At 43.8% G+C, this 25,736-nt stretch carries 22 protein-coding genes; 7 read left to right on the forward strand and 15 right to left on the reverse strand.

All coding sequences use genetic code 11. The features are described 5' to 3' along the window. Nucleotides 1-93: 93 nt before the first annotated feature. From ribBA to glyA, 5 genes are all read right to left on the reverse strand, one after another. Entirely contained in the window at nt 94-1,206 is a 1,113-nt protein-coding gene (gene ribBA / locus ACRRSY_RS15665; protein ID WP_432463623.1) for a bifunctional 3,4-dihydroxy-2-butanone-4-phosphate synthase/GTP cyclohydrolase II, read from the reverse strand. Between the two features lie 68 nt (nt 1,207-1,274). Next, a complete protein-coding gene (locus ACRRSY_RS15670; RefSeq protein ID WP_432452308.1) occupies nt 1,275-1,931 on the reverse strand; it encodes a riboflavin synthase in 657 nt (218 codons plus the stop codon). Between the two features lie 5 nt (nt 1,932-1,936). After that, nucleotides 1,937-3,064 (reverse strand): bifunctional diaminohydroxyphosphoribosylaminopyrimidine deaminase/5-amino-6-(5-phosphoribosylamino)uracil reductase RibD, encoded by a 1,128-nt coding sequence (ribD, locus tag ACRRSY_RS15675; protein WP_432452307.1) that lies wholly within the window; start codon nt 3,062-3,064, stop codon nt 1,937-1,939. A gap of 3 nt (nt 3,065-3,067) precedes the next feature. Next, on the reverse strand, nt 3,068-3,517 hold the full coding sequence (nrdR, locus tag ACRRSY_RS15680; RefSeq protein ID WP_432452306.1) for a transcriptional regulator NrdR: 450 nt from the start codon (nt 3,515-3,517) through the stop codon (nt 3,068-3,070). Nucleotides 3,518-4,640: 1,123 nt separating this feature from the next. Continuing rightward, nucleotides 4,641-5,894, reverse strand: coding sequence for a serine hydroxymethyltransferase (gene glyA, locus ACRRSY_RS15685; protein WP_432452305.1), 1,254 nt, complete (start codon nt 5,892-5,894; stop codon nt 4,641-4,643). A 928-nt stretch (nt 5,895-6,822) separates the two neighbouring features. On the opposite strand from glyA, the gene ACRRSY_RS15690 reads away from it, so the two are divergent. Beyond that, nucleotides 6,823-7,086 carry an Lpp/OprI family alanine-zipper lipoprotein gene (locus ACRRSY_RS15690; RefSeq protein WP_432452304.1) on the forward strand — a complete coding sequence of 88 codons (264 nt, stop codon included), beginning with the start codon at nt 6,823-6,825 and terminating at the stop codon, nt 7,084-7,086. 45 nt (nt 7,087-7,131) lie between these two features. On the opposite strand, the gene ACRRSY_RS15695 is transcribed toward ACRRSY_RS15690, so the two are convergent. After that, nucleotides 7,132-8,043, reverse strand: a complete 912-nt coding sequence (locus tag ACRRSY_RS15695; RefSeq protein ID WP_432452303.1) for a L,D-transpeptidase family protein — start codon at nt 8,041-8,043, stop codon at nt 7,132-7,134. Between the two features lie 262 nt (nt 8,044-8,305). Here ACRRSY_RS15695 and ettA point away from each other — a divergent pair, with 262 nt between their 5' ends. After that, nucleotides 8,306-9,970 carry an energy-dependent translational throttle protein EttA gene (gene ettA / locus ACRRSY_RS15700; protein WP_432452302.1) on the forward strand — a complete coding sequence of 555 codons (1,665 nt, stop codon included), beginning with the start codon at nt 8,306-8,308 and terminating at the stop codon, nt 9,968-9,970. A gap of 448 nt (nt 9,971-10,418) precedes the next feature. On the opposite strand, the gene prsT is transcribed toward ettA, so the two are convergent. From prsT to ACRRSY_RS15725, 5 genes are all read right to left on the reverse strand, one after another. Next, nucleotides 10,419-13,232 (reverse strand): XrtA/PEP-CTERM system TPR-repeat protein PrsT, encoded by a 2,814-nt coding sequence (prsT, locus tag ACRRSY_RS15705; protein WP_432452301.1) that lies wholly within the window; start codon nt 13,230-13,232, stop codon nt 10,419-10,421. A 135-nt stretch (nt 13,233-13,367) separates the two neighbouring features. After that, complete coding sequence (gene xdp1, locus ACRRSY_RS15710; RefSeq protein ID WP_432452300.1) at nt 13,368-14,123, reverse strand: exosortase-dependent surface protein XDP1; 756 nt, start codon at nt 14,121-14,123, stop codon at nt 13,368-13,370. A gap of 245 nt (nt 14,124-14,368) precedes the next feature. Further along, nucleotides 14,369-15,106 carry a ferredoxin--NADP reductase gene (locus ACRRSY_RS15715; RefSeq protein ID WP_432456159.1) on the reverse strand — a complete coding sequence of 246 codons (738 nt, stop codon included), beginning with the start codon at nt 15,104-15,106 and terminating at the stop codon, nt 14,369-14,371. 105 nt (nt 15,107-15,211) lie between these two features. Then, on the reverse strand, nt 15,212-15,736 hold the full coding sequence (locus tag ACRRSY_RS15720; protein WP_432452299.1) for a lipocalin family protein: 525 nt from the start codon (nt 15,734-15,736) through the stop codon (nt 15,212-15,214). 15 nt (nt 15,737-15,751) lie between these two features. Continuing rightward, entirely contained in the window at nt 15,752-16,513 is a 762-nt protein-coding gene (locus ACRRSY_RS15725) for a sulfite exporter TauE/SafE family protein (protein WP_432452298.1), read from the reverse strand. A 156-nt stretch (nt 16,514-16,669) separates the two neighbouring features. Between ACRRSY_RS15725 and lhgO the strand changes: the two genes are divergently transcribed. The 5 genes from lhgO (at nt 16,670) to ACRRSY_RS15750 (ending at nt 21,385) form a co-directional block, all read left to right on the forward strand. Further along, a complete protein-coding gene (gene lhgO / locus ACRRSY_RS15730; RefSeq protein ID WP_432452297.1) occupies nt 16,670-17,866 on the forward strand; it encodes an L-2-hydroxyglutarate oxidase in 1,197 nt (398 codons plus the stop codon). A 65-nt stretch (nt 17,867-17,931) separates the two neighbouring features. Continuing rightward, on the forward strand, nt 17,932-18,993 hold the full coding sequence (locus ACRRSY_RS15735) for a CobW family GTP-binding protein (RefSeq protein WP_432452296.1): 1,062 nt from the start codon (nt 17,932-17,934) through the stop codon (nt 18,991-18,993). 47 nt (nt 18,994-19,040) lie between these two features. Then, on the forward strand, nt 19,041-19,514 hold the full coding sequence (locus ACRRSY_RS15740) for a peroxiredoxin (protein ID WP_432452295.1): 474 nt from the start codon (nt 19,041-19,043) through the stop codon (nt 19,512-19,514). Between the two features lie 60 nt (nt 19,515-19,574). Beyond that, nucleotides 19,575-20,330, forward strand: coding sequence for a S1/P1 nuclease (locus ACRRSY_RS15745; protein ID WP_432452294.1), 756 nt, complete (start codon nt 19,575-19,577; stop codon nt 20,328-20,330). Between the two features lie 95 nt (nt 20,331-20,425). Beyond that, nucleotides 20,426-21,385, forward strand: coding sequence for a YbgA family protein (locus ACRRSY_RS15750; protein WP_432452293.1), 960 nt, complete (start codon nt 20,426-20,428; stop codon nt 21,383-21,385). A gap of 115 nt (nt 21,386-21,500) precedes the next feature. Here the strand turns inward: ACRRSY_RS15750 and pelA are convergent, their stop codons facing one another. The 4 genes from pelA to ACRRSY_RS15770 form a co-directional block, all read right to left on the reverse strand. Further along, on the reverse strand, nt 21,501-23,039 hold the full coding sequence (pelA, locus tag ACRRSY_RS15755) for a pectate lyase (RefSeq protein ID WP_432452292.1): 1,539 nt from the start codon (nt 23,037-23,039) through the stop codon (nt 21,501-21,503). A 770-nt stretch (nt 23,040-23,809) separates the two neighbouring features. Beyond that, entirely contained in the window at nt 23,810-23,938 is a 129-nt protein-coding gene (locus ACRRSY_RS15760; protein ID WP_432452291.1) for a hypothetical protein, read from the reverse strand. A 166-nt stretch (nt 23,939-24,104) separates the two neighbouring features. Then, nucleotides 24,105-24,410 carry a YkgJ family cysteine cluster protein gene (locus tag ACRRSY_RS15765; protein ID WP_432452290.1) on the reverse strand — a complete coding sequence of 102 codons (306 nt, stop codon included), beginning with the start codon at nt 24,408-24,410 and terminating at the stop codon, nt 24,105-24,107. Nucleotides 24,411-24,540: 130 nt separating this feature from the next. Beyond that, nucleotides 24,541-25,497 (reverse strand): MBL fold metallo-hydrolase, encoded by a 957-nt coding sequence (locus ACRRSY_RS15770; RefSeq protein WP_432452289.1) that lies wholly within the window; start codon nt 25,495-25,497, stop codon nt 24,541-24,543. Nucleotides 25,498-25,736: the final 239 nt, after the last annotated feature.

Consider the following 25,736-nt stretch of genomic DNA (forward strand, 5'->3'; position numbering starts at 1 on the left):
CTTTTCTTTGAGTCCATCAAAAAAATCGCGCTATTCTAGCACAACAATAAGGATAGACTGGTAATTTAATTCATTTGCTCAAATTTGTGCGAGCTATTCTTGGTCGATATATTCAACCACCTCAAGGCCAAACCCAGAGAGGGCGTGATAACGCTTAGGTGAACTCAACAAGCGCATTTTACTTACCCCAAGATCAGCTAAAATCTGCGAACCAACGCCCACCATTCGCGAAGCACTTTGAGCTTCTTTTGGGGCTGGTGTTTCACCGATATCTTGCAAAGCAAAAGCTTTCACCTGTTCAACCAAATTATCACCATTATCGTCGGTACTCAGTAATACTAATATCCCTTTCTCATCGGCGATTTTGGCTAAGGCTTTATCAAGTGGCCAACTCATTTTTCCGGCCCGGTCACTTGCCAGTAAGTCGCTGAAAGGATTATGTAAATGAACTCTCACTAGGCTTGCTTGCTCGGCTTGTACTTCACCCGCTTGCATCACAAAATGAACTTTGTTGTCGATGGTATCTCGGTAGCTAATCAATTTGAAATTACCGTAACGGGTTGGCATTTCACACTCAGCTACTCGCTCAATGGTGGTTTCATGATTGTTACGATATTCGATTAAGTCAGCAATTGTGCCTATTTTTAAACCATGTTGCTGGCAAAAAACTTCTAGATCTGGGCGACGCGCCATGCTGCCATCTTGATTCAAAACCTCAACAATCACTGCTGCTGGTTCTCGCCCGGCTAAACGCGCAAGATCAACCCCCGCTTCAGTATGCCCGGCACGGGTTAGCACCCCACCTTCTTGAGCCATTAAAGGAAAGATATGCCCAGGCATCACGATGTCCGCAGGCCCAGCATTTGCAGCCACGGCGGCTTGTACAGTGCGAGCACGATCGGCGGCTGAAATGCCGGTAGTTACACCTTCTGCCGCTTCAATAGAAACGGTAAAATTGGTTGAAAATTGTTCGGTGTTTACATCTACCATCAGTGGCAATTTGAGTTGCTGACAACGCTGTCTCGTCATGGGTAAACAAATTAGACCGCGACCATGGGTGGCCATGAAATTGATCGCTTCTGGGGTCACCATGTCTGCGGCCATAATAATATCGCCTTCGTTCTCACGATCTTCATCATCCATGAGCACCACCATTTTTCCATGGCGTAAATCTTCAATAATTTCTTCAATACTGCTTAATGACATAACAAACCTTCTAAACTTAATAAGGGGGCCTATTTAGCGTGCTAGCCTTTGGAGCACTAGGCACCGCTTTATTTCACAAAACCATGTTGCGCTAGAAATGCAGCATCGATCTTCGATGATGATTTATTCTCTTCTGCGTAACCAAATAATCGCTCCACATAGCGAGCGATGACATCGACTTCCAAGTTAATTTTTTGACCTACAGACCAATTTGCAATGGTTGTTTGTTCAGCTGTATGCGGAATGATAGTCAGGCGCAACTGTTGCTGATTGACCTCATTCACCGTGAGACTAATGCCATCGACAGTGACCGAACCCTTATGGGCAATATAACGCGCGAGATCCTTGGGGACTTGTAGCCAAATGTTCACCGCACGGGCACTAGGACTAATGCTAAGTACTTCGGCTAAACCATCCACATGTCCACTAACAATATGTCCCCCAAAGCGACTTGTGGCTAACATCGCCTTTTCCAAGTTCACTTTATCACCCTGCTTACAACCAGCTAAAGAAGTTAGACTCAAGGTTTCAGTTGAGACATCTGCACAAAAATATTGTCCGCCATACTCAACCACAGTTAAACAAATCCCGTTAACTGCAATACTATCCCCTAAACAAACATCTTCCATATTTAGCTTGGCGCAGGCAATTCTCAAACGTACATCACCCTGACGATGCTCCAAGCTCTTTATTTCACCGAGAGCTTCAATGATACCAGTAAACATTATTATTACGCTTCCTCATTCTGGGGAACCCAGATGGTTTTTGTGTCTGGACCAATACGACGAATATCTAGGCAACGCCAAGATTGAAGCTGCTTCATCTGTTGGTATCCGTTAAGAGCCACCAAACTTTGAGCATCCGCGCCCATCAGTAGCCCCGCCTGATAAACAATCAACTGGTCAACCAAATTTGCTTTGAGTAAAGCTGCCGCCAAACTGGCCCCAGCTTCGACCCACAAGTCATTAATCTCCGCGGAAGCTAAAGCTGCCATAAGGCGCTCTAACCAATGCTCACCCTTAGCAATTGTGAATTGTTTCGCCACATCAAGTTGGTTTTGCTCAGCAAACCCAGCCAAGCATAGCGATGATGGGTCCTTAAAAATATCCAGTGTTTTTGGCGCAGAGTTCAAGCGTTGCTGACGATCGATAATCACCCTAAGCGGCTGGCGTAAGGTCGATCGATCGAGCTGTTCAGCCAAGCTGCCCAGTTGATGATGACGTACATTTAAACTTGCGTTATCCCGAATGACAGTTGTTGCAGTGGATAATATAGCGTGACTAGCAGCCCGCTCTCGTTGCACATCACTGCGGGCATGAGTCGAGGTAATCCACTGACTTTCACCATTGGCTAATGCCGTTTTAGCATCGATAGAACCCGCTAGCTTTAAGCGTACAAAGGGTCGCTTTCGCTCAACTCGGCTCAAGAAGCCAGGATTTAACGCACGAGCCGCCGATTCCATTAAGCCAAGACGAACCTTAACGCCTGCCTGTTCGAGCATGGCAATTCCCTTGCCCGCGACTTGTGGGTTGGGATCAATCATAGCAATTACCACTTCCGTGATCCCTAGCTCGACGATCATGGCAGCACAAGAACCAGTTCGACCTACATGGCTACAAGGTTCTAAGGTGACATAACAACACGCGCCATCAAGGCTGAAACCGGCTTGTTTTGCATCCGTAACTGCGTTTACCTCAGCGTGTCCTTGACCCGCTTGTCGATGGTAACCTTCACCGATGATACGACCATCTTTAACAATGACACAACCAACGTTAGGATTTGGTGCCGTGGTATATCGGCCCAGCTTCGCTAAGGCTATCGCCCGAGCCATAAATTGACAATCAAGTGCAGAAAACATTCGCTACTTTTCCAACTTAGCAATCTCTTCGCTAAACTCTTTAATGTCTTCAAAAGAATGATAAACCGATGCAAACCGCACATAAGCGACTTTATCCAACATGATCAACTGCTCCATCACCACCTTACCAATCAGTTTGGTCTCGACTTCTCGCTCACCAGTGGCTCGAAGGTGAGACTTTATTTTGTTCACCGCTTGTTCAACCTGATCAACACTCACAGGACGCTTTTCTAGCGCGCGCATCATACCTGAGCGCATTTTCTCTTCATTAAAAGGTTCGCGAATACCGTTGCCTTTGATAACTCGGGGCATCACCAGTTCCGCGACTTCAAATGAGGTAAAACGCTCATGACACTCTAAACATTCTCGACGTCTGCGCACTTGGTGGCCATCAGCAACCAAACGAGAATCAATAACTTTAGTTTCATGAGCGGAACAAAATGGACAGTACATGCGCATAACCTTTAAAAAACCTGCCGTGATTTTATCCGGTTAGGCAACGAAGGTACAGGCTCGCTATAAGCTAAGTGAGGAATATTTTGCAGCTTAAAATCATTCGCACTGATGAATCACACCATACATAGTTTATCAGCTCGTTCCAAAATAGCGCTCATCTACAACAGTAAATACCTATATTTAGCCAAATAATAATGCTCACAACTCAACGATTCCAAGCACAGTATCAACTAACTAGATATATTTAGAATATGCTTACCGCTATTACGAGTATATTTGACTATAAGCTTTGCTCACTCCAGTTCGACCAAAAGTAATCCTCTTATCAAAAGAATCACCAAGGAGGAAGCCAACTTTATTGGAGCTGACTCTGATCGATACTCAAACAGTAGTTGCACACTAAATGGATGATTTACACACTCGTTTGGCAACACCATCACCTTGCTCAATGAATCGGCATTCACGCTCTCGCCCGCCCTGAGAAGGATAAAAATTACATGTTTATAAAGAGCAACAAACTCTGGTAGTAAGGCCATTGGGATAGCGTAGCTTTGCTCACGGCAAAATAATTACCCGGCTAAAAATATCACCGCATGATTAATTCTAAATACGAGGCATTGATACAATGAAGATGCATAGTTTAACCTACGAGACATAAACCTGTAAGGCTCGAACCCGAAGACTGAGAGTTAAAGAGTAGGATAGCGAACGCCGCCGTATGCAAGCAGCTCGACGAAAATAGCTAGACTGCACATATAAAAATGCACGATAGCGGTTTACCTTCGCTAATTAGCAAGCACTAACAACATAAAAGCCCCCCAAATAAACAACTGTAGGATCACCAAACGCTTTGCATTTTTTAAAGTGCTCATATCCATTACATTTCTCTCTCTTAGAATTGACCAACCACGGTAGTAATTTGACTGTTCCTTACTATTTGAGATAACAAGCAAAAATAGCACCAATAATAAAGTAGTATCATTACTGAACCCAACCCACTAGTAATAAATAAAACAATAGTAGTTATTGACAACAAAGTCTATTTTACACACCAATAAAAAAAAGAGGCTCAAAGCCTCCTTTTTTAACACTGTTAGTCCCTAACTATTTCACTGGCTACTTAACCATAGACAGGGAAACGTTGGCAAAGTTCTAACACTTGGCCTTTGACACGCTCAATAACAGTATCATCTTGTAAATTATCCAGTACATCACACATCCAGCCCGCAAGCTCTTTTGCAGCTGCGACATCAATACCGCGACGAGTAATTGCTGGAGTACCAATACGTAAACCACTGGTCACAAAAGGTGAACGAGGATCATTTGGCACCGAGTTTTTGTTCACCGTAATATTGGCGCGACCCAGAGCTGCGTCAGCATCTTTGCCCGTAATATCTTTGTCGATTAAATCGACCAAGAACAAATGGTTTTCAGTACCATTTGACACGATTTTATAACCACGCTCTTGCATCACCGCAACCATCGCTTTAGCGTTATCTAAGACGCGCTGTTGGTATTGCTTGAACTCTGGCTCCATCGCTTCTTTAAAAGCGACCGCTTTAGCAGCGATCACATGCATCAAAGGACCACCTTGACCACCGGGGAATACCGCTGAATTTAGCTTTTTCTCAATGGCTTCGTTAGCACGAGCCAAAATCAAACCACCGCGTGGACCCGCTAAAGTTTTATGCGTTGTGGTTGTCACCACATCAGCAATTGGCACTGGGTTTGGATATAAACCTGCAGCGACCAAACCAGCAATATGGGCCATATCTACAAATAGGTAAGCACCGACTTGATCCGCGATATCACGGAAGCGTTGCCAATCAACGACCCCTGAATATGCAGAGAAACCAGCTATAATCATTTTAGGTTTATGTTGTTTTGCTAAGCGCTCAACTTCTTCATAATCTAACTCACCAGTTTCTGGATTAATGCCATACTGAACAGCATTATAGATTTTACCAGAGAAGCTAACGCTCGCACCGTGAGTTAAATGACCACCGTGCGCTAAGCTCATTCCTAAAACCGTATCACCCGCATTCAGTAAAGCCATAAAAACAGCTGAGTTTGCTTGTGAACCAGCGTGAGGTTGAACGTTAGCATAATCGGCACCAAACAATTTTTTTGCACGCTCAATCGCGAGCATTTCTGCTTGGTCAACATACTCACAACCACCATAGTAACGCTTACCAGGGTAACCTTCAGCGTACTTGTTAGTGAGGTAAGAGCCTTGTGCTTCCATTACACGTGGGCTGGCATAGTTCTCAGAAGCAATCAATTCGATATGCTCTTCTTGGCGAACTTCTTCTTTCGTAATGGCTTGCCATAGTTCGGCATCGTAATCGGCGATATTCATATCACGCTTTAACATCAGTATCTCCTGACTCTTATATAACATGTTGGTGGGTGATTTTGCGAAGGCGCATTCTAACCTGAGTCCCTTACAGATCACAGTAAAATTTTAGCTTATAAACGGTCACCACAAAGGAGCATTCAAGCCAATACTTCACTCATCTTCACCGAAGTATGATGAGATTTCTAGCGAGAATAAGCAATTTTTTACTCACTTGCTTTAAAGTTTATGAAATTTATTCACCTTTAAAAAACTTCTAACAAAAGCTAATTAGCTATACCCGCTCAGACTATTTAAGGACGATTAAGCATCTGTCATGATGGCATTTAAACAAAGCAGATGATGCAAATCATCGGCATTGTCGATCAATCTACGCACAACGGCAATCAGCCGAAACACGAGTAAACTGCAGTAGCAACCTTTTTACAAGGAACAGCGACCAAGGTTAACGCAAATGAAGCAAGCTACATATCTCCTAGCTCAATAAAAATACACTTAGCTCAACCAGCAAGGGGAACAAGCGGGCATTTCAGTGCCTGCAACTCAGTAGCAGAACGCTTGCGACTTAACTTTTACGCCAATAAACATTTTTCATCTTGCTAAGCACAACGCAGTGCGTGGCTTAGCGAATACTTGATGTCTATGCTTAGAAAGTTGATAAAGCTGCTTAAATAAAGTTGCCAATATTCACACAATCTGAACAATGCGTTTGTATTAACATATTTTTTGAAAGGTTCCACCAACATGTTAATAAGTTGTTACCGAAAGACTTAAATACCTGTATTACACACAATTTTCTTTTGCTTTTATCAACAAAGGCTTGCAGCTTGATATTATTGAGCCATAATCATAGCAGCGGCTCACTGCTCGCAGTGAATGGCTTTGCATAAACAAATCGACGATCTAATATCGATCGCTAGAATTGATAAAAAAGGACGGACTTACCATGAATAAGTTTTTAGTTGCAGGCGCTATTGCTTCTACTATTTTACTAGCGGGTTGTACTAACACCACAGCTCTAGAAAACAACGTACAATCTTTAAGCGACAAAGTAGACGCCTTGTCTAACGAAGTTGCAGCTCTTCGTACTGAGCAAAGCTCTTTAAGTGGCGACATCAAATCAGCTCAAATGAGTGCTGATCAAGCAAAAGCTGAAGCGATGCGTGCCAACGAACGTATTAATAACATCGCATCTTCTTACACTAAGTAAGTAACTGCTGATGTAGTCAAAGGTGATGCTTAGCATCACCTTTTTTTATCCGCGTTTTTCGCCGACCAACAGGGCAATCCCTTGCTGATTTTTCAGCGCTTGATTCACAATGGCACTATCCACGCCAGTTTGCGTCACAAACTTTATATCTTCGCGAGTCAGCTTCAAAGAAGTAGCTTGATGTACTTCTTCTATCGAACGATTTAAAGGTTGGTGTACTTCAAGTAAATATTCGCCATTGGGCTCAGCAGAGTGTTTGATAGATTGATCAATAATCCTGACTGGTGTGTTTAGCGCGACCTGCTTAAATAAATACTCGATATCCTTAGGAAATAAACGAATACAACCTGAGCTCACTCTTAAGCCCACACCAAACTCTTTGTTAGTTCCATGGATTAAATACTCGCCGCTTCCATAGGCAAGCCTTAATGCATATTCACCGAGAGGATTTTCGGGCCCAGCTGGCACCACTTTTGGCAAAATCACCCCTTTCGCTGCATATTCATTACGGATATTTTGGGTTGGAGTCCAGGTTGGTTTTTCACGTTTTTGGCTAACCACGGTTTTCATCTCCGGCGTTTCTCTGCCGATCCGACCGATACCAATAGGAAAAACATCTACTTTGCGCGAATCAGGATGAAAATAGTACAAACGTAATTCAGCCAAGTTAACCACCACCCCTTGATATTCTGCATTCGGTAATAGAATTTGGGTGGGGATCAACAACTTGGTACCCGGTTTGGGGAGAAAGGGATCCACCTCTTTATTGGCAGCCATCATCGCTAAAAAACCGACTTGATAATGTTCGGCAATCATCGCAACAGTTTCACCTTTTTGTACCGTATGCCACTGATTTCCGCCAATCAATCGGCTTCCTTCGTTTGGTAAGTCATAGGTGAGAGCAGCAGCAGAAAATGCTAAGCATAGAGCCAAGCAAGCAAACAGCATTCGTTTCATGAGTAACTTTAGTCTGATAAATGTATGACAAACATAACACTAAATACCGATAAATTGGAACACGCTTTAAATGAATAAAGAAAATGATAAAGCTCAGAACATCGTGAAGGATCCATCATGTCACTTCAAAAACTTAAACAATAAATTATTCTTCCCCTAGTATCCCTTAACGAAGCCAGTATCATAGCGTCCTATGGTATTGAAGCTGTTTATATCTTTACAAAACACAGCAAATTATTAAGACATCTTAAAGGAAAGGCGAATGGCCCAATTTATTTATACGATGAACCGTGTTGGTAAAATCGTTCCCCCTAAAAAGCATATCCTAAAAAATATTTCCTTAAGCTTTTTCCCAGGCGCAAAAATTGGCGTATTAGGTTTAAATGGCGCAGGTAAATCTACCTTGTTACGCATTATGGCTGGGGTCGACACTGAAATTGAAGGTGAAGCCCGTGCTAACCCTGGGACCAAAATTGGCTACCTTCCTCAAGAACCGCAAATGGATTTAAGCAAAACGGTTCGCGAAGTTGTAGAAGAAGCGGTTGCGGTGGTTAAAAACGCCCAAGTTAGACTCGATGAAGTGTACGCAGCTTACGCCGAACCCGACGCTGATTTTGATGCGCTCGCCCAAGAGCAAGGAGAATTGGAGGCTATCTTAGCCACTCATGATGCGCATAGCCTCGACAACCAATTAGAGCGTGCCGCCGACGCATTACGCCTCCCTGATTGGGACGCAAAAATAGCACAACTTTCCGGTGGTGAGCGACGTCGCGTCGCCTTATGTCGACTATTACTAGAAAAACCAGACATGCTGTTACTCGATGAACCAACCAACCACTTGGATGCTGAGTCCGTCGCATGGTTGGAGCGTTTCTTACATGACTATGAAGGCACCGTTGTTGCCGTAACCCACGATCGGTACTTCCTCGACAATGTCGCTGGCTGGATCCTTGAACTCGATCGCGGTGAAGGTATTCCTTGGGAAGGAAATTACTCTTCTTGGCTAGAACAAAAAGAAAACCGCTTAAGCCAAGAAGCATCTCAAGAAAAAGCACGTATGAAATCGATTCAGAAAGAGTTGGAATGGGTTCGCTCTAATGCTAAAGGTCGCCAAAGCAAGAGTAAGTCTCGTATGGCTCGTTTTGAAGAACTAAATAACCAAAGCTTCCAAAGTCGTAATGAAACCAATGAGCTATTCATCCCTGCCGCCCAGCGACTCGGCGACAAGGTGATTGATGTTACCAATCTCAGTAAGTCCTTCGATGGTCGAGTCCTGATTAACGACTTATCGTTTAGCATTCCAAAGGGAGCTATTGTTGGGATCATTGGACCGAATGGTGCAGGTAAGTCGACTCTGTTTAAAATGATTACCGGTGTTGAACAAGCAGATTCTGGGAATATCGAGGTGGGAGATACCGTACAAATTGCCAGTGTTGATCAGTTTCGTGATGACATGGACAATAAAGCAAGCGTTTGGCAAGAGGTCTCTGGAGGCTCCGATATTCTCAAGATCGGTAATATCGAAATCCCAAGCCGAGCCTATGTGGGACGTTTTAACTTCAAAGGCTCCGACCAGCAAAAACGGGTTGGAGAACTCTCTGGTGGTGAGCGCGGGCGTTTACATTTAGCCAAGTTATTACAAGCGGGTGGCAATGTATTGCTGCTCGATGAACCGACCAACGATTTAGACATTGAAACCCTACGTGCGCTGGAGAATGCACTGCTAGAGTTTGCCGGCTGTGCCATGGTCATTTCACATGACCGTTGGTTCCTAGACCGCATTGCTACCCATATTCTCGACTACCGAGATGAGGGACAGGTGAACTTCCATGCTGGTAACTTTACCGAGTATGAAGCGTGGCTCAAAGAAACCATTGGTGAAGCTGCGGCTCAACCGCACCGTATCAAGTACAAACGGATCAACTAGCAAGCTCACCAAGCAAGTCATGCCGTTCATAGCTCTTGAACGGCATTTTTATTTCTAGGCCTGCTTCGTTTGGCCGAATCAAATTGTCGATTTACGCCAACCGATCCTTGGGCTGTGCTTATTGGGACTTGCTAAGCCTTTTCCCGTTTAATTTCGAAGAGTAAATGGCATAGCACAACGGTTTTTCTTGTTATCAAAAACCCGTAGACAAGCGAAAAATCTACTTTTGCGAAGTAAAGCTGAAAAACTTACAGCGTCTTCAACAGGCAGATCCCGCGCAACAGGCTGCATATTCGACAGCGCCAAGAATGTACTAAATAGTGCGATTAATGGCCCCACTCGCATGGCGAATATTCACTGTTACGGCAAAGGAGCAGCAATAAAAAATCCGAGAGGGTATCATCTCTCGGATCATGAGTATAAGACGCTCCCAGATGACTTTTGTTTATTAGGCTTTATTCTTTTCTAAATCGCTGAGCAATTGTTTTGCGTCTTCATATTCCGCAAAATTTTGCGCAATAGCCAAAGCCGCTTTCAATTCAATTTTGGCCTCTGTGACACGACCTAGCTTGGCTAAAACATAGGCAAGGTGATAACGAATCGTTGGATCCGAGGAATCGGTGGTATAAGCTTCCCGCAAATACAACAAGGCTTGGTCGAAGTGACTTCGCTGGGCTTCTATCCAACCAATTGTATCCAGCGTCGCTGAACTTTTACTACCTTGTTGAAGGCTAATTTCGATCAAAGCAAAAGCCTTATCTAAATCACTCTTCGCATAAATATTAGCCAAGTTATTAATTAAACTAGGCTCATCTTTTAGGCTTGGGAATTTACGCAAGGCTTCATAGTGCGATTGGGCCTTGGCATAATTTTTTTGCCGCATATAAGTATCGGCTAACAAGCGGCGATGCCAAGCCATTTGCGAACTGTTATCAAGTAAACCTTCAAACTGTTCAGTGAACTCATCAACTGCTATATTTTGTTGCGCCAGTTGATATAGATGAATTGCAGCACCTCGATTAAATTTATTTAGAGTCAAGGCTTGGCTATAAGCTTTCTGGGCTGCCAAGGGATCATCTTTAGCGAGAAATATGCCACCTTGCAAAGCATATAATTCGCTGCTTTCACCAAATTGTTCTGTCAATTGGCTCACCACAACTTCAGCACTGGCGATGTTTGCTTGAGCCAAGTCGATTTGCCCTTGCATGAGCAAGGTTGACATATCTTCTGGGGCTAAAGCGCGGGCTTTTGCCAAGCTCGCTTTCGCCCCATCAAGATCCTTCGCTCTTACTTGCAAGCTTGCAAGCAACTTCAGTTTAGGGGCTTGTTCCTTCCATAAACTATCTAACAAACCTAAAGGGTAGGCTGTATCTTGATAGCGCTCTAATTGTATCAATATCTCGGCATAACGAGTCAGGTAAGCCTCATTTAGAATATATTCTCTATTCAACTTTTCCACTAAAGTTAAGGCTAAGGGCCATTGTTGAGTTTGCATATAAATATCTAATTTCAACTCTTTCGCTACACGATTATCCGGCTCATATATCAATACTTTATCTAGCTGAGCTGTCGCATCAGCATAGGCTTGTTGTTGGAAGTAAATACGGGCGACAACTAAGTGACTCGGTGAATGCTGAGGTTCAATTTTTAGAATTTGTTGAAAGATGGTCAAGGCTTGGTCAAGATCATTATTCGTTTGAAAAATCAGCGCCTTATTAAACATTGCACTGATATTTTCTGGACTTTTCGCTAATACTTTATTTAGATATTGAAGAGCTAAATCAGCTTGATTCATCTTAATATAATAGGCGGCAATCAAATTTTGGGCCTGAGTCGTATTCACCTTACGTTTAATCAGGCTATCGATGCTTAGTTTCGCCGCATCTATATCATCAATTTCTAAAGCCAACTCTCCTTTGAGTTGCAACCATTTTAAAGGCGATTGATCATCACTATAAGGCAAAGACGTGAGCTGCAAAAATGCTTGTTGAGGCTCCCCACTCGCGCGTAATAACTCAGCTTCTAAAATACCAATATAATTAGATTTACTATGGTACGCCCGCATCTGTTCAAAAGCTTGTTGCGCCGCCCGAATTCGCCCGGATTCAATATACAAATAGACCAACTGTGCTGATAAACCCAGATCGGGAAGAATGTATTCGAAATTATCTTGTAGCAATAATTGCAACTTATAAGCCTGATCTGAGCGAAGGTAAACCTTGGCCAACATTCGAGTCGCCCCTAAGTCACTCGGTTTTGCCTTTAAATACTGACTCAAATACTGTTGCGCTTTTTCATCATTCTGGCGAATAAACTCCGATGCGCCTTGAATAAACAGCAGCATACTGGGGTCAGTTAACTCACTCCCTTCCGCTGCAGAAATTTTCTGGGATAACTCGGCCAGGCTTTGCTCTGCAAGCTCAAATTCGTCTTGCTTCGCGAGTAAGGTCGCATTGATCAGAATGGCAGTCGGATCATTGGGGGTTTGTTTTTGAATACGCTGTAGGTAATGCTTAGCTTGCTCAAGACGATTCAACTTAAGATTGGTCATCACCAAACTACGCAATATCTTAGGATCCTCTGGATCAATGGAAATAGCATGTTCATAACTCACCAAAGCTTGCTCGAGCATGCCTTGAGCCGCGACCAGATCACCCTTCAACTTCCAAGTTCGTTCATTATTATTGTTAATTGCTAAGGAGTGAGTGACTAATTTATCCGCTAAAAGGTATTCCTTTTGAGCTAAATAAAGGGTTGCCAGCGTATTGATTGCACTCGATTGATTCGGCGCCAACTGCAGTGCTTGTTCAAATTCTAACTTCGCGAGCTCAACTTGTGATTTGCGTAAATAGATGCGTCCACGTAATAGCTTCCATTCAAATTGACTATTTTTTGAAAACTCAGCAGAACGTTGCTCTAGCGCCAACACAGCGTCAACTTTCCCTTGCAGCAATAGCACGTTACCGAGCAAGGGGAGAACCAGATTAATATCCGCACCTAGAGATAAAGCTTCTTCTAACTGCTCCTCTGCTGCAGCTAAGTTATTTGCATTAAAATACACTTTAGCTAATAACAATTTAGAAGAGAGATGTTGTGGATTTGCTTTTAAGGCATTTTTCAAATGAATGAAGGCTTCATTCTCGTCACCTAATTGATAAGCCTTAACTGCCAGTTCATAGTTATTGGTTTGTTCGTCGGCAAAGGTAACGTTTCCCATTAACAGCAGCGTGAGAGCAATAATCGTTTTATTCATTCTTAACATGCATTTCCTTTACTTCGCGTGAACAATCAATTGATTCAACAAGCAGTATCTAATGAACAAGCAGCAAAAAAAAGACAAAAAAATACGAAATACAGCGTATTTCGTATTTTTAAACTAAAAAGGAGTTCAGTTAAATTATGCTTGGCGCTTGTTCTTACGTAAAGCAAGTCCAAATAGACCCATGGCTAACAACATCACCGTGCCAGGTTCAGGAACACTGGTTGCTGGTTGTAAAGGATCTTCACCTGGAGTCGCCTTAGCCCCCGCTAATTTAAAGGCATCGTTGTTATCAGACCAACCTAAGCTTCCAAATATCGGATTGTATGCCCCAATCAACCAGTATTTAGAGCTAGCACTGGAATCAATGGCCTGATAGGCAAATTCATCTGCATCCGCAACTTCCGCTTCGGTGGTCCAACCCAAGCCAGCCAAATCGTCCCAAGTTTGGCCATATAAAACTGGCGTATCACTACCGGAATAGGCGAGAACGCTCACATCGGCACTACTTGATGAACTATAACCGTAGTCTTCATAGGCCCAACCAAGCGTAAAACCAGACAGGTTAACTGACTGATCAAAGCTTAATAGCACCATGTCATGGTCATTACCAAAGCTGTCGATAGCATGGCTCGGTGACCCAGAGCGTTCGTCCTGATTTTTAGACATCAGGCCCCAATAATCGCTATAACTCAATCGAGTATTCGCTAAGGTTTCATCTTCGCGACGAGTCCCGGTATCGGACCAACCTTGAACACTCAAACCATCTAAATCTAGCGTATTGCCATAATTTGTTCCGGACAGAGTTCCATCATCGAAATCCCACACTTGCTCTGCAGCAACAGCCGACAAAGATAAAGCACAACTTGCTACTAACAAAATATGTTTAAACACAACGCCTCCCAACTAGCATCCTGCTATTAAAATTTAATCTTTTACTGCCTCATACAAAGCAAATTTCAAGCCAACTATAATTAATCTATTTAAACAATAACTTACAAACCAAACCTGATATTTTAAACGCTAAGTGTAAAAAAAGCTGACAAATGATTCCTTTGCTTTACATGCCGCAAAACTGAATGCAGCTGTAAACGCAGTGTAATTTTCAAGCGATTCTATCACAATAAAGTCAATCCACACTACCAATAGCGCTCTACGGTGATCTGTCCGGGCTTCCTGCGCAGGTTTTTAATCAAAGCTTTATGCTCTAGCTCTCGCTGTGCATCCGCGATCATCTCAGGATTTCCACAGATGATCACTTGCGAATTGTCTACCTTAAACTCTAAACCAACGGCGCGCTCCAGAGCCCCATTGGCGATCGCCAAAGGAATACGACTCTTGAGTGCATCAGGATAAACTTCGCGAGTCACCATTGCTTGAAAAATAAATTGCTCTGCATATTGAGCTTTATATTTATCAATCAACGGTTGATAGGCGATATCTTGAGCGTAACTGACGGCATAAACTAATACAATTTTTTCAAAGCGCTGCCATACCGCAGCAGTTTCTAACATTGAAAAATATGGACCAATCCCCGTCCCACTGCCGAGCAGCCATAGATGCTTCCCCTCAGGGACTTCATCTAAAACCATAAAGCCTGAGGCTCTGCTGGATACTTCGATACAATCGCCAAGCTGCAGGGAATGTAGATTGGGCGACAATAAACCTTGCTCAACTTTAATGGCTAAAACCTCTAAATAATCACTGTCAGGAGGATTCACCAAAGAATAAGCTCGAGCGATACGTTTTCCATCTCGCATTTCCGATAACTTAATGAACTGGCCGGCAGTGAATGGTTCAATATCGGCTTTTATCCGTAAGCTAAATAATTGTTCATTCCAATCAATACGTTGTATAACCAAACCTTTAGTCCACATCATGGTTCCCTCGTGACTAAATCAAAATATGCAACACTGTTATATTGCTCATAAAGCGCATAGCTCTCAGCTCAGGAATAGCACCAAATTTGATTCAACAATGATTTATCGTCGCCGGCGTTGTTCGACAAAAATCAATTGACTGGTATCAAAACCATAGCTTTTGGCTTTCTTTAATAAATCAATTCGAAGCTGAGGAGAGATCTCGGGATGACGCGCCAAAATCCATAAATAATCTCGATTGGGTCCAGCAACCAACGCATATTGATAGTTTTTATCTAATACAAAAACCACATAGGCTCCGTAGAAAGGACCAAAGAAAGAGACTTTTAAATGCGCAACCTTTGGTGAATCGACAAACTTGGCGATGCCCTTCGCCTCAGACCAAGTTTGTTTTTGCTCAGAGAAGCCTTTGTTAAGCACTCTCACTCGGCCATCCCTAGCTAAACTGTAAGTCGCAGTCACTTGGCTTAAGCCTCGCTCAAAGGAATGATCGAGGCGCGCAATTTCGTACCAAGTCCCCAGATAACGAGACAAATCAAAGTTGTCTACAGGCTCTATACCCTCAGGCTTAGCAGTGCAAGCAGACATCAACAGCAGACTAAAGCAAACCAGTAACAAACGATTCATGAGCATGCTTCCAAATTAAAACCAAAGCGCCGCAATACAGCCCACTAAGGTCATCACAAATAAAAACCACTTCAAAGTTGTGGGGGCAGCCTTAATGGCAAATTTAACCGCATAATGCGCGCCAATGATATAACCCACCGCTAATACGCTCCCTGGTAACCACAACACTTGGTCACGAACAATAAAGATCACCAAGGCAATGCTAGTAAATGCCAAAGTGCAAACTAACTTAAGTGCATTTGCTCTCACTAAATCGTAGCGTAGACTGCCAGCTAAGGCCGCGACCAATATGAAACCGACGCCCGCTTGAACAAAGCCCCCGTAAAAACCAGACAAGGCCAGACTCCATTTGGCGGCGGGCGTCTGCCTTACTTTTTTAGCTTGGGTTCCCGGTTCCGCAGCAACGACACTGGGTTTAATCAGTATCAGTCCAGCCATCGTCAACATCGCACCGAGCAACAAATATTTAATGATCCAGCTGGGGGCATAAGAAGCAGCAACGGCCCCGAATAATCCCCCCACCATGGTTGGCCACAAGATAGGGACCACATCTTCGATGTCTAATTGACCATGTTTCTTGAAACCTAAGGCTCCCGTGAGGCATTGTAAAAAAATACCAACACGGTTAGTAGCATTGGCGATTTCGGCGGGCATTCCCATGACCATTAAGGCTGGTAGCGTTAAATTTGAGCCGCCCCCCGCTAAAGTATTGATGACCCCTGCTACCAAGCCAACTCCCAACAGCAACAAACCATGCCAAATCGTAAAGTCGATCATTAAACGAAACTCCTCATCGATAAATTCACCTTAGCATTGCCTTAAACAATAATCATTAACATCTTGTATCCTTTAATCTTGCTCACACTAATTTTGTATCAACAGCAGTGCTCGGGCACAATGACAGCATGATGCTCGAAACGGAAAGTAACTAAAATGTACAATTACATCATTATCGGCGGCGGTATTGTTGGACTTTCTACCGCTTGGCAGCTTCAGCAACACCACCCGCAAGCCAAGATCCTGCTAATCGAAAAAGAAACTCAATTGGCGCAGCATCAAACGGGACATAACAGCGGCGTGATCCATGCGGGTGTGTATTACCAACCGGGCAGCCTGAAAGCCAACTTTTGTAAACAAGGCCACCAGCAAACGCTCGCGTTTTGTAAGCAGCATCATATTCCGGTAGAACAATGTGGAAAACTGTTAGTTGCCAGTAATCCCCTAGAACTCAGTAGAATGCAGGAACTCGAACAACGCTGCCAAACGAATGGCATTCAAGTTGAACGACTCGATGGCCAACAGCTCAGGGAATTGGAACCGAACATTTGCGGCTTAGCCGCTCTCAAAGTAGCCGCCACAGGGATTGTCGATTACCAACAAATTTGCCTTAAAATAGCGCAACTATTTCAAGACCTAGGCGGTGAAATAAAGCTCGCTCAGCAAGTAATAAAATTAAACGAAGATCCCCACAGGATCCGCGTTACGACCCAACAAACGAGCATTGATACCCAGTATCTAGTCGTATGTGGTGGTTTAATGGCCGACCGCTTATGCCAAATGTTAGACATAGACATCGATTTTCAAATCATTCCCTATCGCGGTGAGTACTATCAATTGACTGCGCGCCATAATCAACTCATTAAACACCTGATCTACCCGATCCCCGATCCAGAACTTCCATTTTTGGGCGTACATCTCACCAAGATGATCAACGGTTCCATTACGGTGGGGCCTAATGCAGTTCAGGGTTGGTCTCGCGAAGGCTATCAAAAAGGCGCATTTAATCTTTGTGATATCAAGCAAATGCTAGCTTTCAGTGGGTTTTGGAAGGTCGCCAAACAACACTTTCGCAGTGGCTTGAGTGAAACCAAAGACTCATTCTTTAAATCTGGATATTTGCAGCGTGTACGTAAATACTGCCCGAGCCTACAGCGCCATGATCTTGGCCCCTACCCAGCCGGGATCCGCGCCCAAGCTGTACTTCGTGATGGCACCTTAGTACATGACTTTTTATTTGCCCAAAGCGCACGTAGCTTACATGTTTGTAATGCACCCTCACCTGCGGCAACCTCAGCATTTCCAATTGGCGCGCACATCTGTGATAAATTAGCGGCATTGAGTCAGCCCTAATGAAAGAATAATCGACTAAACGCTGCATTATAAATTGGCGCTGTCGATCTCTAGGTAAAAGTTATATGCAAATCATCACTAAAGCGGTGCCAACCAATCTTATCTCTGGATTTTTAGGTGCAGGCAAAACTACCTTAATTAAACATCTGCTAGCCAACAAGCCTCCAGAGCAACGTTGGGCCGTTTTAAGCAATGAATTTGGCGAAATAGGTCTCGATGCCGACTTCATTTCCGCCGCAGACCCCGACTCAAAGGTATTCATCAAAGAAGTCCCCGGAGGATGCCTATGTTGCGCTGCAGGGGTGCCGTTTCAGGTGGCGCTGACACAACTATTACGAACGGCAAAACCAGACCGTTTATTAATCGAACCGACCGGCCTCGGCCATCCCAAACAAATTCGGCAACGCCTGCAAAGCTTAAGTGCTCAAGCACACTTACAGCTCGCGGCGACACTCACCTTAGTAGATGCTCGAGTAATTACCGACCCTCGCTATACCTCACACCCCAATTTTGCAGCACAGTTGGCAATTGCAGATCTGATCCTTGCCAGCAAAAGCGAAAGCTATCAATCGAAGGACCTAGAAGAACTGCAAGCTTTTCTTCGGCAGCTCGGGCTATCTGCCACCCCCTTACTCGCAATCCGTAGAGGAAAGTTAGCTCTAAACTATTTAGATGTAAACGGGCCTAAAGCAAAGGAACCAGAGCCATTCAGTCTAGGCTCAAATTCAATCGATGGATCTCTACAAGAGCAAGCGCTCACAGCCGTAAACGATCAACAAGCCCCGCTAACTAAAGCTATCTGCAAGGTTCAGCACCTTGAAGGATATACCAGTATCGGCTGGCATTTTCCTGCACAATATCGTTTTGAAGCGCAACAACTAGCTGCATTTATTAACACATTAGAGTTACTTCGAGCCAAAGTCCTATGCCAATGTGACCAAGGAAGCTTGTTACTGAATCGCCTTGGACAACACACTCACATCGAATACTTACCTGCCAATACCATCAACAAACTAGAACTGATTGGTCAAGACCTGCCCCAACTCGAACAACTTAATCATCAGTTACTGGCCTGCTGTCTCAATCCCAGCCAAGACTTGCTTGCCCAACTCAAGAATAGGCTCTAGTCTTAGCAATCGAGTATTCACCTGATTCAATCTAAAAGGAAGTCAGCATGATCGAAGTTGGACAAAAGTTACCCGAAGCTAGCTTAAGCGAATTAACCACCGACGGTATGAAAACCCATAAGCTGAATCAATTGTTTGCTGGCAAAAAAGTGGTTTTATTCGCGGTACCCGGTGCTTTTACGCCCACCTGCTCCGAAGCCCATCTACCAGGTTTTGTGGTCTTAGCCGATCAACTCAAGGCTAAAGGTGTGGATATTATCGCCTGTGTCGCAGTGAATGACGCTTTTGTAATGCAAGCCTGGGGAACAGCGCAAAATGCTGAGCAAATAATGATGCTAGCCGACGGAGATGCGAGCTTTACCAAGGCGCTAGGTCTAGAAATGGACACCGCTAGTTTTGGCGGTATTCGTTCACAACGCTATGCCTTGATTATCGACGACTTAACGGTCACAACGGTGAATGTTGAACAAGCAAAAAGTTTTGAGCGAAGTAAAGCAGAAACCATTTTAGACTTGCTGTAAATCCCAATCACGCTCGCTAACAGCTTTCGAGTGAACTGTTAGCGACATTGAGGTCGCAACTTGAAACGTTTTCATCTGCTATTGTGCTGTTGCTTGATTTCTTTTCCCTGTTTTGCTTTTGGTCATTTGGGCCATCAGTTAGTGGCTTATATTGCCCAACAGAATTTAACGCCTACCGTCACTCAACGGGTGAGCGATATTCTAGATGGAAAGTCACTGGTCGACGTCGCAAGCTGGGCCGATAAAATTCGTGACCAAAAACAATGGCAACATACCGGACCTTGGCATTACCTGAATATAGACAAGGGTAAAACTCTTGCCCAACAACGGCGCTCAGCAAAAGGTGATGTGCTCAGCCAGCTCGAGTATTTCGAGCGACAACTCGCTCAAGCAGCGAGCCACAACAAACAACAGCAAGCCTTAAAGTTTTATGTACACCTACTCGCCGATCTTCACCAACCCTTACACCTTGGTTATGCCCAAGATCGCGGCGGAAATACCCGCAAAATTAGCTGGTACGGTAAGCCCTCAAACCTCCATCGAGTCTGGGATAGTCAGCTATTAAATACCCGCTACGACTCCCCTGAGAACTATGCCAAGTGGCTCATCAAACACTATTCCAAACAAACTTTCGAGATTCATTTAAGTTATCCTCAGTGGATAGCCGAGACTCGTCAGCTGGTGCCACAGGCCTATCAATTTTCTAGTCCTCGACTTGGCCAGTCATATGTTAATCGTCACCGGGCAAGCCTAGAATTACAAATCGTCAAAGCTGGCCTCCGGCTCGCAGCCAAACTGAATCAACAACTAGGATAGACAGACACGACCAAAGATCGAATTTTTTTCAGCGTAAAGTGATCGCCCCACGCTCACTTGCGTATTAAGAATGAAGACAACCAGGGGAAAGCATCATGAACCGATTCTCTAGCGACAAAATTTCCGTCGGCATCAGTAGCTGCTTATTAGGCCAAGAAGTTCGTTACGACGGCGGACATAAGCAATCACGCTTCTGTCGTGTCGAGTTGGCTGAGTTTTTTAGCTTCGAGCCCACCTGCCCAGAGATGGCGATTGGCATGGGTAGCCCTCGCAAAGCGATTCGCTTAGTTCAGGATGACCAGCGGATCAGTCTGCAGGCCAGTGATGGCAGCTTCGATGTCACTGAAAAAATGCATGATTATACCGAGCGTCGCTTGCCGCAACTCGGTCATCTTAGCGGTTATATCGTCTGCGCTAAATCACCAAGCTGTGGCATGGAACGAGTCAGTGTTTATCATCCGCAGAAGAACAACGCAACTAAAGATGGCAGCGGCCTATTCACCGCTAAATTAATGCAGGCCTATCCCTTGCTTCCTGTAGAAGAAGATGGCCGGCTGAATGACCCCTTACTTCGGGAAAACTTTATTAACCGAGTGTTTGCTTACCATGAGTGGAAAAGCTTGGCCGACGAGGGCCTGAGTGTCGCGAAAGTACAGCGCTTTCATGCAAAATTCAAGTACCTATTGATGGCCCACCACCCAGAAAAATATCGTCATTTGGGTCCCTTAGTCGCGAATCTAAACGGTAATCATGACCAGAGCGGTTTTAACGCCTACATCGCTCAGTTTATGGCAATTCTTAAACACAACTGCAGCCGTAAAAATCACTGTAATGTATTGCTGCACTTGCAAGGTTATTTCAAACGCGAATTAAATCCCGAACAAAGACAAGAGCTGAGTGAACGGATCCACCAGTACCGTGAAGGCTTACTTCCCTTACTGGTTCCGATTAGTTTAATTCAACACTACTTGCGCGAGCACCCTAATCACTATGTTGCGATGCAGGCTTACCTAAATCCGCATCCAAATCAGCTGAAGTTACGCTATAGCCTTTAAAAACAAGGCCCATCACAGCGCTTTATTTCACAAAAAAAAGCTTTAAGCCTTTCGGCTTAAAGCTTTTACTTAACACAGGAACAAGGATTAAAGAACAGGATTAAGGTCTTTCTATTTACTCAGCTAAAACGTTCACCTTAGGCGAGTATTTCGCTTGCCATTTAGGATAATTATTTTTAATTAATTTACCCGGTGACGTTACCAACCAACTATATTTCACCCGACGCTCGTAGCTTACTTTTTCGTAAGCATCCAAGTGATCGCCTTGGCGATTAGAGAATAGCGGTTGCAGAGTTTCGGTATTGATAAAACGTGGCCATACGGTGCTACCTTGTTTATCAATCACAATTCGGTTGCGACCAAATTCAAGAGTGTCGTCTTTGGTCTTCACTAATTTTTTATCTTTAATGCTCTGAGACTTCAAGAAAGCCACAGAACTATTAATCGCATCAACAACTTCTGATGATGGTTTATCAATGCTCATCAAAAATTTGATCACTTTCACGCTCTCATCACCACTAATTGATGCAAGCTCGTATGAGCGACCGCGTTCACAGGCAAGCGTATCCACATTATATTGGGCACACCATCCGGTCTTCACGCCATTCACGACCACTTGGTTATCGAGAATAAAGCGGATCCCTTTATTCATTGAGGCTTTCGCGCGGGTCGCTAGGTCATCAGAAACAAAAGCAAAATCTTTAGTTTTATTCGCCACTTCTTCTAAAATATTGAGCGTATTAGAAATAGCATTATCATTGAACGTCACATGACGATGATAGCCTCGAGTTTGTGGGAAGAATTGTGGCCAACCCCCGTTGTCATATTGCCCATTAATTAAATACTCAACCCCACGAATGATGCTTTCTTGTAAACGTTGCTCTGAATGCTGTTGGTTAATCTTCGCCAACACTTCAATTTGCAAGTTCGTGGCATCGTTATCAATCGTAGATTTCTGACGATAAGTGGGAAAAGTATCACGATCATAAGCAACCGATAAATCATTAGAGCTACCAATCTTAAACCAGCCGCCATCTACATTTTGGTTAGCTAGCATAGCCTCTGCCACATTCTTCGCTTCTTTAGAGGCAAACCACTCTGGTTTTTGTTTGAGAATAGTCTTGGCCGAAATTTTGCCCTTATGCGCTTTAAAGATGGTACCGCTAGGGCGTAGTAGCGTTACTTCGGCAATGTGTCTAGATGAATTCCAAGTATATTTAGCGCCGAGTCCTTCAAATACAAAGCGAAATGGCACATACAAGGCCCCCTCTATGATCTGGGGTGCGGCTGGAGCCTTGACCGTTTTACCATTCACTACAGCATCAGCAGAATCAAGCACCATCGACACAACTTTTTTATTTAAACGATACTCAACCGTCTTACCATCAAAAGACATTTCACCGTTTAATTCATCAAAAATATCGTCTAACGGCGCTATCACCACCTTCTCTTTAGTCATCAGTGGTTTTAGATAATAAGCATCCAGTAGCTCATGATAACTCCCGTCGACTTTCATCATCGGCTCACTCATGATCAATGAAACCGTATGTAAGTCACTATTTTCCCAAGTCACGGCTTGTTCTGCATAAGCCGAACTTGCAGTGCAAGCGGCTGCCAGCATCAGGGCTAAATAAGTTTTTTTAACCAACTTCATTCTGCTTCTCCAAATACTTATGTTTAGTCGTCGACAAGCTTCTCTGCTTTACCACAGCCAATGAAATAATCGACAAATGCTCTGTACAAAATAAAACATCGCTAGCACTTTTACGGTTGGCCATTGAATGACCAATGACGACCCAGTTCAGCTAACTATATCGGTACAGCTTTAAGAAACGATGGTTGTATATTATTAAAAAGCGGTTTTAAAAAAGAAGATCGAAGTCTGGTTTTTCTATATATGATTTGAATTGATTCACAAAAACAAACTTCCGTAGCAAAAAATATCCTTTATTTTAATAAACTTACCCATCATTACTAACTCCCCCAAAAAAGTTGACTCACTCCAGGAACCACAAGCTGGCATAGGGCGGTCGTCATCGAGAACCGATCACTCTAATTAGATAAGCTCTTACTGAGATAAAGGCTTAATTCATATGATGGGCAAAGGTATGGAAACAGCGTTTTAACTCACCGAATGCCACGCCTAAGAGCAAACACTTTGGCTATCGCCTGTTTATAGGGACCACATACGCTAGATTAAGTAAAAATTAGCCCTTGTTGGTGCGACATTACGGGCTATTTGTTCGAGATATTTTTATTGCGCAGCGCTAACCACGCTTGCTCACTTGGCATCTCTTAAATTTGGGTACAGAATCCCCCCAAAAAAATCAGAATTCCAATCAGCTCTTGAGTCAACATAAACATAAGCTGCAACGTCTGCCTTGATCCGTGTGGAGAATAAACCAAGCAGCCCCCAAACGAACTTTAAATCCGATGAAGTATTTGGACCCGAGCTTCCACAACAACGACAAAAATCGCAGGTAACTCTCCAGACAAGATAAATGAGACTTCACTACACAAACAGCTTTCTTTCATTTCATCTCCATACCACATTCACGCTCCATCGCTCGAAGCGAAATGGTGCATCCTGCGGAATGTTTTAACATCATCCTTTGTAACTGAAATGCCGACATAAACTTCGAATGGACTATCCAGCAAGGCTTCTGTCGTGAAATGCTTGATAAAATAAATGAACTTTGTGTTCTAGCTCGATGGGAAATCAAGTGAGCATCGATAGCGCTCTCTCATTTCGACACTGATAGGATCCCATTTCAAATTCGCGACAGATCCAAGGCCGGTTTTCATATATAGAACACAGTAAAGTCTCACGATCCAACGCTGAGCACCAGCCATCATCTAAACGTAGCATGCTTTCACCGCCCCATTCATCAACAACAATATGATGGTCGGGAACCCCTGTGTCGCTAATAATCATAACTTCTAATCGACAACAGCAAGCATGGCAATTAGAACAGCTGACTTCAGTTTCGGATAATATTTTAATATTAATCGCCACATATCTCATCTATTGGAACAGCAGGGGATTTTACCCTAAGAGACGGAAACTCGAAATCAATTTGGATGATTGACTTCGCCCCTCTATAGGGCCACCAGCAGCACACCTAAAATCAAGGCAACAAATCTCGGCAAGCAAATCACTCTCGCTCAAAGACTCGGGTTTCACCAATCGCCATATGGATAAACTGGCTATTATCATCCAATTGCGTTTGAGTCAGTTTATCCAGCAGTTCAGCAGGCTCCATCACTGGTTCGGCAGTCAATGGATAAGTCCCCCAATGCATGCCAATGGATAATTTTGAACGCACATCTTGATGCACTTTTATCGCCTCTGCCACATCAACATGTTGATCTTTCATAAAACCCCTAGGGGAATAGGCCCCAATAGGAATCAAGGCTACGTCAATTTCGCCTGCCCATTGGCCAATCTCTTTAAAATCATAAGGGTTATAACCGGTGTCACCAGCAAACCATAAACGTTTGCCGCCCAGTTCAATTAGCCAACTTGCCCAATGGGTTTTATTTCGATCAAATACCCCCCTTCCAGACCAATGCTGGCTCGGGGTTGCGGTAATACTCGCCGCACCAAAGGTTTGATGGTCCCACCAAGCAAGTTCATTGACTCGCTGAGCATCGATTCCTTGTTTTTCAAACCAGGGTTTTAGGCCTTCAGGCACAAAGTAATTGGTCCGATTCCCCAAATGTTTAATGGTATTTTCATCTAAGTGGTCATAGTGATTATGCGATATCAACACAAAATCAATATTGGGTAGATCTTCTAAATCGAAGGTAAGTGGGACAAGGCGCTTCGGTCCAGCAAAAGACATCGGTGAAACTCGTTCACTAAACACCGGGTCGGTCAAAAAATTCACTCCAGCAACTTGAATCAAAAAACTAGAGTGGCCTAACCAAGTAATTTTGGTCGCCTCATCAACACGATTAATTAATTGGCTATCGACAGACTGGCGCGGTATATCTGCTGCCTGGGCCGCTTGGTCGGCCCACTTGGGTTCACCAAAGTAGCGAACATAGAAGAACTTTAATGGGTTTTTTTCTATCGCTGGAATATGATTATTTTTGAATTGCTTACTCATGCTAACACTACACGCAATGAGCGCTACTGCACCAATTCCAACAAGCAAAGTTTGTACAACTGTCACTGCCACAAGATTCCCTATGTTCAAACACATGAATGGTCGATGACTCACTATCCCCCAAAAGATGAGTAATGACTATCACAAACCTTCATAAAAATAATGAGATAATCAACAGTTTAAAGATGGGCTTAGGCAAATACAAGGTTGGCAGCACCACGCTGTTTGAACAAACTAAG

Source organism: Agarivorans sp. QJM3NY_33 (assembly GCF_050870865.2).
Classification (GTDB): domain Bacteria; phylum Pseudomonadota; class Gammaproteobacteria; order Enterobacterales; family Celerinatantimonadaceae; genus Agarivorans.

What these genes read in the sequence shown, in the direction of transcription:
- ACRRSY_RS15750 (WP_432452293.1), top strand. Translation starts at nt 20,426, where the DNA reads ATGAACCGATTCTCTAGCGACAAAATTTCCGTCGGCATCAGTAGCTGC.
- ACRRSY_RS15690 (WP_432452304.1), top strand. Translation starts at nt 6,823, where the DNA reads ATGAATAAGTTTTTAGTTGCAGGCGCTATTGCTTCTACTATTTTACTA.
- lhgO (WP_432452297.1), top strand. Translation starts at nt 16,670, where the DNA reads ATGTACAATTACATCATTATCGGCGGCGGTATTGTTGGACTTTCTACC.
- prsT (WP_432452301.1), bottom strand. Translation starts at nt 13,232, where the DNA reads ATGTTAAGAATGAATAAAACGATTATTGCTCTCACGCTGCTGTTAATG.
- ribD (WP_432452307.1), bottom strand. Translation starts at nt 3,064, where the DNA reads ATGTTTTCTGCACTTGATTGTCAATTTATGGCTCGGGCGATAGCCTTA.
- ACRRSY_RS15715 (WP_432456159.1), bottom strand. Translation starts at nt 15,106, where the DNA reads ATGTGGACTAAAGGTTTGGTTATACAACGTATTGATTGGAATGAACAA.
- ACRRSY_RS15765 (WP_432452290.1), bottom strand. Translation starts at nt 24,410, where the DNA reads ATGAGATATGTGGCGATTAATATTAAAATATTATCCGAAACTGAAGTC.
- ettA (WP_432452302.1), top strand. Translation starts at nt 8,306, where the DNA reads ATGGCCCAATTTATTTATACGATGAACCGTGTTGGTAAAATCGTTCCC.
- ACRRSY_RS15770 (WP_432452289.1), bottom strand. Translation starts at nt 25,497, where the DNA reads ATGAGTAAGCAATTCAAAAATAATCATATTCCAGCGATAGAAAAAAAC.
- ACRRSY_RS15760 (WP_432452291.1), bottom strand. Translation starts at nt 23,938, where the DNA reads ATGTGGTATGGAGATGAAATGAAAGAAAGCTGTTTGTGTAGTGAAGTC.
- ACRRSY_RS15735 (WP_432452296.1), top strand. Translation starts at nt 17,932, where the DNA reads ATGCAAATCATCACTAAAGCGGTGCCAACCAATCTTATCTCTGGATTT.
- ACRRSY_RS15740 (WP_432452295.1), top strand. Translation starts at nt 19,041, where the DNA reads ATGATCGAAGTTGGACAAAAGTTACCCGAAGCTAGCTTAAGCGAATTA.
- ACRRSY_RS15725 (WP_432452298.1), bottom strand. Translation starts at nt 16,513, where the DNA reads ATGATCGACTTTACGATTTGGCATGGTTTGTTGCTGTTGGGAGTTGGC.
- ribBA (WP_432463623.1), bottom strand. Translation starts at nt 1,206, where the DNA reads ATGTCATTAAGCAGTATTGAAGAAATTATTGAAGATTTACGCCATGGA.
- nrdR (WP_432452306.1), bottom strand. Translation starts at nt 3,517, where the DNA reads ATGTACTGTCCATTTTGTTCCGCTCATGAAACTAAAGTTATTGATTCT.
- ACRRSY_RS15720 (WP_432452299.1), bottom strand. Translation starts at nt 15,736, where the DNA reads ATGAATCGTTTGTTACTGGTTTGCTTTAGTCTGCTGTTGATGTCTGCT.
- pelA (WP_432452292.1), bottom strand. Translation starts at nt 23,039, where the DNA reads ATGAAGTTGGTTAAAAAAACTTATTTAGCCCTGATGCTGGCAGCCGCT.
- ACRRSY_RS15695 (WP_432452303.1), bottom strand. Translation starts at nt 8,043, where the DNA reads ATGAAACGAATGCTGTTTGCTTGCTTGGCTCTATGCTTAGCATTTTCT.
- glyA (WP_432452305.1), bottom strand. Translation starts at nt 5,894, where the DNA reads ATGTTAAAGCGTGATATGAATATCGCCGATTACGATGCCGAACTATGG.
- ACRRSY_RS15670 (WP_432452308.1), bottom strand. Translation starts at nt 1,931, where the DNA reads ATGTTTACTGGTATCATTGAAGCTCTCGGTGAAATAAAGAGCTTGGAG.